The sequence below is a fragment of the Metamycoplasma hyosynoviae genome (assembly GCF_004365165.1).
Taxonomy (GTDB): Bacteria; Bacillota_I; Bacilli_A; order Mycoplasmatales; family Metamycoplasmataceae; genus Metamycoplasma; species Metamycoplasma hyosynoviae.
The window spans coordinates 1-2,602 of record NZ_SOCH01000010.1 but is presented as its reverse complement, the minus strand read 5'-3'; the positions used below and the strand labels follow the sequence as shown (position 1 = coordinate 2,602).

Genomic DNA, 2,602 nt, shown 5'->3' with positions numbered 1-2,602 from the left:
AAAAAAAAAAAAAAAACGCTTGTAGAAATAGATTTTAAGCAAAAATTATGTTTAAGTCAGGAAAAATTTGTGAGATTTCTAGTCTTTATTTTTTTGTTAAATTAAAATCCCATTTCTTATTAGAACTGTCTAACAAAAATAAAATTAGTAACAAAAAACAAAATCAAACGCGGTTATTAGTCGATTTTGTTTTTTTTATATAAATTTATAAGTAAGTTTTTAGTTAAAACTAATTTTGGCGATTTGAATTATTGATTTCATTTAATTTCAAATCCTTTATCCGTTACTCCGTTTGGCTGATTAGATTTTCAAAACTGACCAGCTCAATAATCACTTCATTCATTAGGCTTTCCGGCGTAACCTTTAATTGAAATAGTAATTTTTTTTCAAAATTCTAGTTTTACTTTTGCTCAATTTTCAGAATTTGTCTGATTAATTCAACTATTCATTTCATCACGTTCTACAGTACCATAATAGAAAAATCTTTCAATTTTTGCTACTTGTGGCAATTTAAGATCAACAGCGATTCAATTAAATGCTCTTCTGTTAATTAATCTTAATTTTGTTTTAGTGAAGTCTAATTCTTTTATTTCTAAAAATGAGTGTGCAAAAACCGGATAATTATGATTTTCCTCTCCAATTACTTCTAGCATAGTCAATTCATCTAAATTTATTTTTTGTAATCTTCCTTTACCAGTAATAATTGTTCTAGAAATTTGCTTTACATTCTTTGGAAGATATAATTCTTTAATAGCATTATAGTTTTTAAGAGTGTAATTCATTATATTTGGACCGTTGTTATCTTGAAATTCAGGAAGATATAATTTTTCGATTGTATTTGCGTCTGCAATTAGTTCGAAGTTAAAATTATCCTTTTTATGATTTCGTAAATCTAATTCTTTTAATGCTTTGTTAGTAAAATCAAACATAAAATAATCTAATTTATTCAAATTATTTGCGTTTAAAATAACTTTTGTCAATTTATTACCAGTAAACGCATTTTTAGCAAGTCATGAATAATTCAAATTGTCATTATATTCAGTTTGTGTTTCTTTATTATCATAAAATTTATATAACTTAGAACCATCATTTGATTCTAAATAAAATTTATTGTTAACATTATCTTCACGCAAGTTTATTTTTTTATTATTTTGATTTGTAGATAATAGCTTTATTCTAAACGAACCTTTTAAATCTGCATAATTATTACTATTAACATTTAGATTTGGTCATTGTGCTTGTTTTATACCTAAATAATATCCTGTTGACAAATTATACTTAACTGGTTTATATTGTTCGTTAGCACCATATATATTAGAATAACTTGAAAATAGATTATTTATTTGTTCAACATTATCATACATTTCAAGGTAGTATAAATCGCCCGATTCTCCCGCAATTAAAGTATCAATTTTCTTGATTGATTTTGGAAGTTTTACACCCAATATTTGAGCGTATTTTTCATCATAAGTGTTTATAATTAATCTTTCAATTTCTTCAACACCTTCTTCTACTTCAACAAAATAACTTGTACTAAAATTACTTTCATTAGCATATAAGGTGTTTGCTTTAACAACTTTGTATGATCCAATTTTAGCTGGAACTACAAAAACATCTTTGATTCTTCCAGTTAAAACAGCAACTTTGTTTCCATTACGTTCAATAACATCATATAGAAAACTATCTTCATTTTGAGTTGAAGTTTTAAAACCCGATATAGTTTTACTGTATTCTTGTGAAACATTATTATTTTGTTTATCTTTTACTTTATATGTAATAGTAATTTTATCTCTATCAGTTTGTTTAACAGAAGGTATACCTTCAAAATCAATTCGTAAATCTTTATTTGATACTTGAACATCTGAAAATTTATCCCACAAACCATAAGCCATTCTATTTGATTTATCAGTTACATCAAAAGTAATTTTTTGTGCTAAATCATCTATGAGTTTTTGAGGCATTTTGAAGCCTGAAATAGTTTTTGATACTTGTTTTGAGAATATGTCAGTTCTACCATTTTTTTCTTTAATTCTAAATGATACTTTTATGGATACCAAATCAGCAGGATATGAAATTTCAACACTACCAGGATCAACTTCCACATCATCAGTTAACTTTGTTTTTAATTGCGAAAAATTATTTATACTTATAGCTTCGATCGTATTTGAAGAAACTACTGATAAAGGATCATTAACGCTATCTATATATCCATCTAACTCAATTTTTGTTAAATATTGCTTGAAGTTTTTAATAATAAAAGTTTTTTCTTCAGAAACAAATTGAGTCTTTTTATCTTTAATTTTGTAATAAATTACAACATTTGTTCTTTTTTCTTTTACCGTTTCATCTTCTTGTTTTAACTCATTTCCATAATAAATAACTTCTAAGTTATTAGAGTATTGTTGTGACAAAAGCGTATTTGTTAAGAAAATCTTATCTAGTGAATTTGCAAAAATGTTTTCTTTACCTGTATAATCAAAAGTAATTTTTGAAGCTGCTTCTGCAACTGCTTTTTTGTAATCAAAAAATCCTGCTATTTCAACTTCACGAAACTCTGATGATTCTTTAGTATTTTTATCTACAATTTTAACTCTTGCTTTAA

Annotated in this window: 1 protein-coding gene; it reads right to left on the bottom strand. The window is 25.2% G+C overall.

Annotated elements, in window-relative coordinates; genetic code table 4:
* Nucleotides 1–248 precede the first annotated feature (248 nt).
* Nucleotides 249–2,602 (bottom strand): hypothetical protein (locus JN03_RS10025; protein ID WP_166666775.1); only part of this gene is annotated, 2,354 nt, incomplete at its 5' end.